The 6,955-nt window shown below is 73.6% G+C and carries 4 protein-coding genes; 2 read left to right on the forward strand and 2 right to left on the reverse strand.

Going from position 1 to position 6,955, the window contains the following annotated elements; all coding sequences use genetic code 11:
• Positions 1–154: 154 nt before the first annotated feature.
• On the forward strand, positions 155–2,155 hold the full coding sequence (locus AB0H57_RS19400; RefSeq protein WP_357508256.1) for a copper resistance protein CopC: 2,001 nt from the start codon (positions 155–157) through the stop codon (positions 2,153–2,155).
• Positions 2,156–2,185: 30 nt separating this feature from the next.
• Here AB0H57_RS19400 and AB0H57_RS19405 read toward each other — a convergent pair whose 3' ends face one another.
• On the reverse strand, positions 2,186–2,881 hold the full coding sequence (locus AB0H57_RS19405) for a FadR/GntR family transcriptional regulator (protein WP_357508258.1): 696 nt from the start codon (positions 2,879–2,881) through the stop codon (positions 2,186–2,188).
• 452 nt (positions 2,882–3,333) lie between these two features.
• On the opposite strand from AB0H57_RS19405, the gene AB0H57_RS19410 reads away from it, so the two are divergent.
• Positions 3,334–6,330: a glycoside hydrolase family 95 protein gene (locus AB0H57_RS19410; RefSeq protein ID WP_357508260.1), complete on the forward strand. Its 2,997-nt coding sequence runs from the start codon at positions 3,334–3,336 to the stop codon at positions 6,328–6,330.
• Positions 6,331–6,376: 46 nt separating this feature from the next.
• Here the strand turns inward: AB0H57_RS19410 and AB0H57_RS19415 are convergent, their stop codons facing one another.
• Positions 6,377–6,670, reverse strand: a complete 294-nt coding sequence (locus AB0H57_RS19415) for a hypothetical protein (RefSeq protein ID WP_357508262.1) — start codon at positions 6,668–6,670, stop codon at positions 6,377–6,379.
• Between the last annotated feature and the right edge of the window lie 285 nt (positions 6,671–6,955).

Raw genomic sequence — 6,955 nt, forward strand, 5'->3', positions numbered from 1 at the left:
CCGTACGCGTGCACGACGTCGCGTCGGCGCGGGTGCACGTACGTGATCCCGGCCCGCGGCCGGATGTTAGGTCGTCGCGTCGCAGAACTTTTATCATCTGAATAAAAAGATGCCGATGTCTTGATTAAAACTCAGCGGTCGCGAGGATGCTCTGATGCGTCGTCTCCCTCCGGCTTCCGGGCGCGCCGTCGCGGGCCTGCTCGCCGTCGTCCTCGCGTGCGCGATCGCCCTCCTCGGGGCCGCCCCGCCCGCGGCGGCGCACGGCACCCTGGCGACGTCCACCCCGGCCGAGGGGACCACGGTGGACCGGCCGCTGACGGCGGTGGAGCTCTACTTCACCGAGCAGGTCGCCGGCAACGCGTACTTCACCGTCACCGCGCCGGGCGGCGGCCGGGTCGACAACGGCTGGGCGCACGGGGCGCCCAAGCCGCTGGCCCAGCCGGTCCGCGAGTACTTCCTGGTCGACGGGAAGTTCGAGCCGCGCGAGTACGCGACGGGCTTCCCGGCGGTGGTCGCCCTCGCGCACCTGCCGGCGGTGGGGGAGTACTCGGTGACGTACCTGTCGGTGGCCTCGGACGGCGAGGCGGTGCGCGGCACGATGAAGTTCCGCTACGCCGGGCCGGTCACGGCCGCGCCGCAGGGCTGGCGGCCGCCGACCGACCAGCCGGACCCGTCGCTGGTGGCCGCCGCCGACGAGCACGCGGACGCCGGGCACGACTCCGGGGCGCAGTCCCGGGCGGCGCTCCCGCCGGTAGCCTCACCGGCGTCGTCCGCTTCGCCCGCGCCGGCCGCCGCGCCGACGGCCCGGACCGACGACGGTGGCCCCGGCTGGGTGGCGTGGACCGGATGGCTGGTGGCCGTCGCCGCGGCGGCGGCCGGTGTCGTCGGCTGGCGCCGGCGCCCCATGCCAACGGGCCGGACCACCGGCCGCGACCCGGCGGGTGCCGTCCGCCGCCGCGGCGCCGGCGGCCGTTCCGGCGCCGCCAACGGCCGGACCGCCGCGCCGGGCACCGGCGGCAAGGGACGGTCGGCCGCCGTCCCGGCGGCGCGCAAGCGCGGCGTGCCGGTCACCGCGCGGACGGCTGCCACGACCGGGCGGCAGGAGGTCTCGGCCGGCGGGCACCCCGTGGCGGTCGACGTGCGGCCGGCGGCGGACGCCGGCTCCTCGGCACCGTCGGGTCCGGACGCCGGCCCGCCCAGCCCCGGGCCCCGGTTGGGCGACGTGCGGCTCGCGCTGCTCGTCGGCGGCGTGGTGGTGGCCCTGCTGGCCGGCTTCGGGCTCGGCCGGATCGGTGCCGGCGGCGGGCCCGGCGCCGCCGGCACACCGACCCCGCCGGCAGCCACCGGCGGGCCGGTCGCCGGCGCCGCGGCGATGGGGGCAGGGCATCAGCACGCGGCGGGCACCGGGGCGCACAGCCACCCGGGTGACGGTGGCGCGGACCAGACGCAGCCGGCCGGGACGACGGTCAGCGCCGCCGGGTACACCCTGGAACCGGTGCGGCGGTCCCAGCCGGCCGGGGCGGGCGTGGACTACCGGTTCCGGATCGTCGGGGCCGACCGCAGGGCGGCGACCCGCTTCACCGTCGTCCACGACAAGCCGTTGCACCTGATCGTGGTGGGCCGCGACCTGAGCGGCTACCAGCACCTGCACCCCACGATGGCCGCCGACGGCACCTGGAGCGTCCCGCTGCGGCTGGCCCGGGCCGGCAGCTACCGCGTCTACGCCGACTTCTCGGTGACCGTGGCCGGCGGCGGCCCGCTGCCGCTGGTCCTGGGCGTCGACCACCACGTGCCGGGCGCGCACGCCCCGGCGGCGCTGCCGCCGCCGCAGCCGCAGGCGAGCACCGGGCCGTTCACGGTGGCGATGGAGGGTACGCCCACCGTGGGGGTGTCCGTACCGCTGCTCTTCCGGGTGGGTCGCACCGGCGCGTCCGGCCCGGTGTCGCTGGAGCGCTACCTGGGCACGTACGGGCACCTGGTCGTCGTCCGGGAAGGGGACCTGGGTTACGTGCACGTGCACCCGGAGCCGGAACTGCTCGACGGCGCGGTCAAGGTCTGGCTGACCGCGCCGAGCGCCGGCCGGTACCGGGCGTTCTTCGACTTCCAGGTCGACGGGACGGTGCACACCGCGTCGTACACCGTCGACCTGAGCTGAGCGGGCCCGCTCACCGGCATGACCGCGGCCTCAGGCCTCCGCCGCCGTGGCGGCGAGCACCGTACGCAGCCACGCCTCGGAGGTGTTGACGTGCATCAGCGCGCTGGCCTGGGCGAGCAGTTGGTCGCGGGCGCGCAGCGCGAGATAGATCGCGTGGTGCTCGTCGATCGTCTTGTGTGCCGCGTTGCCCTCGATCAGCCCGCGCCACACCCGGGCCCGCAGGGTCCGGCCGGACAGCCCGTCCAGCAGGGAGGTGAGCGTCTCGTTGCCGGTGGTGGCGATGACGGTGTGGTGGAAGGCGGTGTCGAACTGGATCAGCTTCTCGGCGTCGTCGGTCGCCGCCCGCATGTCCTCCAGGATCTGGCTGAGCTCGTCGAGCTGGTCGTCGGTCATCCGCAGCGCCGCCAGGCCGGTCGCCACCGGTTCCAGCATCCGGCGCACCTCCATGACCTCCAGCAGGGTGTCGTCGCGCAGCAGTTCCACCGCGACGCCCAGCCCCTCCAGCAGCAGCCGCGGCGCCAGGCTGGTGACGTACGTGCCGTCGCCGCGTCGCACATCGAGCACCCGGGCCGACTCCAGCACCTTCACCGCCTCGCGGACCCCGCTGCGCGACAGCCCCATCTGGGCGGCCAGTTGCGGCTCCGGTGGCAGCCGCGCGCCCGGCGGCAGCTCGCCGCTCTGGATCATGCTGCGGATCCTGGCGATCGCGTCGTCGGTCAGTGCCATCCACGCCCCCTTCGAACCGGCCTGCCAGGCGCCGTCGGTACCGACCCGCCGTCCGGGGTGGGCGCCGACGGCCCTCACCACTATAGATACGTCGGACGTTTGTCGCTCCGCCGGTTCCGCCGCGCCGTCCCCGGCCGTGCCGGCGCGGCGGGCAGCGGGAAGATCATCGGGCGACACCCGGGAGCTGCGGGAGCAGCCGGAGCGGAACCGGGCGGTCCTGGAGCGTGTCCCGGCCGGGCGCTGAGGGCGGCCCGGCGACCTCGCGGAGGTCACCCCCACACCTTGCAGTGTTATCGATAACATTATATCTTTCGATACGTCATATGTCTGGCGGTCTGCGGGCTGCCGACGGTCCGGCCGGCGCTGCCCGGCCCGGCGCCGAGCGGGCCGACGTGTCGGCATCTCACCGCCGGCTTCGCCGGCGGCCGGACCGGTCACCGTTTGGAGGAGCGATGTCAGACCTGACCCGACGGCAGGCCCTCAAGGTCGGCGCGGCCGGCGCGGGCGGCGCCATGCTGCCGCTGCCGTGGACCGCCGTGGCCCGCGCGGGATCGGCGGCACCACCACAGGTGCTGGCCGCCGGCGATCTGGCGCTCTGGTACAACGGGGCCGCCGGCACCGACTGGCTGCGCGCGCTGCCGATCGGCAACGGCCGGCTCGGCGCCATGGTGTTCGGCAACGCCGACACCGAACGCCTGCAGCTGAACGAGGACACCGTGTGGGCCGGCGGGCCGCACGAACCCAGCAATCCCCGCGGCCTGGGGGCGCTGGCGGAGATCCGGCGGCTGGTCTTCGCCAACCAGTGGACCCAGGCCCAGGACCTGATCAACCAGAACATGCTCGGCAACCCGGTCGGGCAGCTCGCCTACCAGACCGTGGGCAACCTCCGGCTGGCCTTCCCCGCCCCCGGCTCGACGTCGCAGTACAACCGGCAGCTCGACCTGACCACCGCGACCACCTCGGTGAGCTACGTGGCGAACGGCGTCCGGTACGAGCGCGAGGTGTTCGCCAGCGCGCCGGACCAGGTCATCGCGATGCGGCTGACCGCCGACCGGGCCAACTCGATCAGCTTCACCGCCACCTTCGACAGCCCGCAACGCACCACGGTGTCCAGCCCGGACGGCACCACGATCGCCATCGACGGCGTCTCCGGCAACCAGGAGGGCGTCACCGGCGCCGTCCGCTTCCACGCCCTTGCCAACGCCACGGTCAGCGGCGGTACGGTGAGCAGCTCCGGCGGCACGTTGCGGGTCGCCAACGCCACCAGCGTGACCCTGCTGATCTCCATCGGCTCCAGCTACGTCAACTACCGCAACGTCGGCGGCGACTACCAGGGCATCGCCCGGCGGCACCTCACCGCGGCGCGGGCCAGCAGCTACGACCAGCTGCGCAGCCGGCACGTGGCCGACTACCAGGCGCTGTTCGGCCGGGTCAGCCTCGATCTCGGCCGCACCTCCGCCGCGGACCAGCCGACCGACGTCCGGATCGCCCAGCACAACAGCGTCAACGATCCCCAGTTCTCGGCCCTGCTGTTCCAGTTCGGCCGGTACCTGCTCATCTCCTCCTCGCGGCCCGGCACCCAGCCGGCGAACCTCCAGGGCATCTGGAACGACTCGCTGACCCCGTCCTGGGACTCGAAGTACACGATCAACGCCAACCTGCCGATGAACTACTGGCCGGCCAACACCACCAACCTGGCCGAGTGCCACGGCCCGGTCTTCGACATGGTCAGGGACCTCTCGGTCGCGGGTGCCCGCACCGCCCAGGTGCAGTACGGCGCCGGCGGCTGGGTGACCCACCACAACACCGACGCCTGGCGGGCCACCTCCGTGGTCGACGGGGCGTTCTGGGGCATGTGGCAGACCGGCGGCGCCTGGCTGGCCACCATGATCTGGGACCACTACCTGTTCAACGGCGACATCGAGTTCCTGCGGGCCAACTACCCGGCGATGAAGGGAGCCGCGCAGTTCTTCCTCGGCACCCTGGTGACCGAGCCGACCCTCGGTTACCTGGTCACCAACCCGTCGAACTCGCCCGAGCTCGGGCACCACTCGAACGCCAGCGTCTGCGCCGGGCCCACCATGGACAACCAGATCCTGCGCGACCTCTTCGACGGGTGCGCGCGGGCCAGCGAGATCCTCGACACCGACGCCACCTTCCGGGCCCAGGTGCGGGCCACCCGGGACCGGCTCGCACCGATGAAGGTCGGCTCGCGCGGCAACATCCAGGAGTGGCTCTACGACTGGGTGGAGACCGAACGGACCCACCGGCACATCTCGCACCTGTACGGGTTGGCGCCCAGCAACCAGATCACGAAACGCGGCACCCCGCAGCTGTTCGAGGCCGCCCGGCGGACCCTGGAACTGCGCGGCGACGACGGTACGGGCTGGTCACTGGCCTGGAAGATCAATTTCTGGGCCCGGATGGAGGAGGGCAACCGCGCCCACGACCTCATCCGCTACCTCGTCACCACCGCCCGCCTCGCCCCGAACATGTTCGACCTGCATCCACCGTTCCAGATCGACGGCAACTTCGGCGCCACCGCCGGCATCGCCGAGATGCTGCTGCAGAGCCACGTCGGCGAACTGCACGTCCTTCCGGCCCTGCCGGCGGCCTGGCCCAGCGGCCGGGTGAACGGCCTGCGCGCCCGCGGCGGGCACACCGTCGGCATCACCTGGAGCAACGGCCAGGCGAGCGAGGTGCTCCTGCGGCCGGACCGCGGCGGCACCGTGCGGCTGCGCGGCCGGATCTTCGCCACCGACGTCACCGTGGTCGACACCACCGACGGCACGACCGCCCGGACCACCCGGATCGAGAGCGACCTCATCGAGCTCACCGGGCAGGCCGGGCGCACCTACCGGGCCACCGGCTCCGCCAGCACCACGCCGACCCTGGAACAGAGCTTCACCAACGTCAGCACCACCAACGACACCAACACCGGCGCGGGGAACTTCGACGGCGGCGGGGCCACCCTGTCCGCGCAGGCACTGGCCCAGGCCGGCGTCACCCCGGGCAGCACCGTGAGTCGCAACGGGGTGAACTTCCGCTGGCCCGCCGTCGCCCCGGGAGGCGCCGACAACGCCATCGCCTCCGGGCAGTCGATCAGCGTGACCGGCTCCGGCCGTACGCTCGGTTTCCTGGCGACCGGCACCTACGGCGCCGTGTCGGGCACCGCCGCGGTGGTCTACGCCGACGGCACCCGCCAGACGTTCACCCTCGCCACCCCCGACTGGTACGGCGGGCCGCACGCCGGCGGGACCGCCGCCGTCGTGACCGCGTACCAGAACCGGCCCGGCAACCAGCGGACGAACGTGCCGGCCTGCGTCTACTACGTGGGCGTGGCGTTGCAGAGCAAGCAGGTCGTCCGGGTCGAGCTGCCCAACATCAGCGCCAGCCCGGCGTCCGGCGTGCCGACCATGCACGTCTTCGCCATCGCGATCGGGGCCTGACCGCACGGCTCGGCGCCGGGACAGCCGTCCGGCGCCGAGCGCCGGCTCAACCGAGACCCCGGTGCGCGGCCCACAGCTCCCCGGCCCGGCCGGCCGCCGCCGCGACCAGGGCCACCAGATCCGGCCGGTCGGGCACGGGGAACGAGACGTACGTGCCGCGGCCGCCCCCGGTGGGGCGGCCGTAGGCCTTCGCCGCGAGCCGCCCGTCCGGCAGGAGCCGGACGTTGAGCGTGCTCAGGGTGAACTCCTCCCCACGGCGGGTGGCGGTCCACCGGAGCTCGTCGGGGATCGTGACGTTGATCGCCAGGGCGCTGACGGTGGGCGCGACGTCGCTGCTCATCAGGGCATGCTCGCACGAGCGCGAACGGCGCGCGCCACGCCTGGCAGCAGGGCGACGGCGCAGACCAGAGCCGCGACCGCGGCGACGGTTCGCCGCAGCCTCGGTCGGGTTCGGAGTGGAGCTGGCAGCTTCACGACTATCTCGAGGAGGATCGAACGGTGGTGGGACACGGTGGGACGACATGCTGTTTCTAGTGCCGTGACCACGAACGTTGACGGTGTTGGTCAGGCTGCGCGGGTGGCGGGTTGGCCCCAGCGTCGTTGTCGTTCGCTGCGGATGCGGGCG

Origin of the sequence: Micromonospora sp. NPDC050686, from assembly GCF_040654475.1 — a bacterium.
Taxonomy (GTDB): domain Bacteria; phylum Actinomycetota; class Actinomycetes; order Mycobacteriales; family Micromonosporaceae; genus Micromonospora.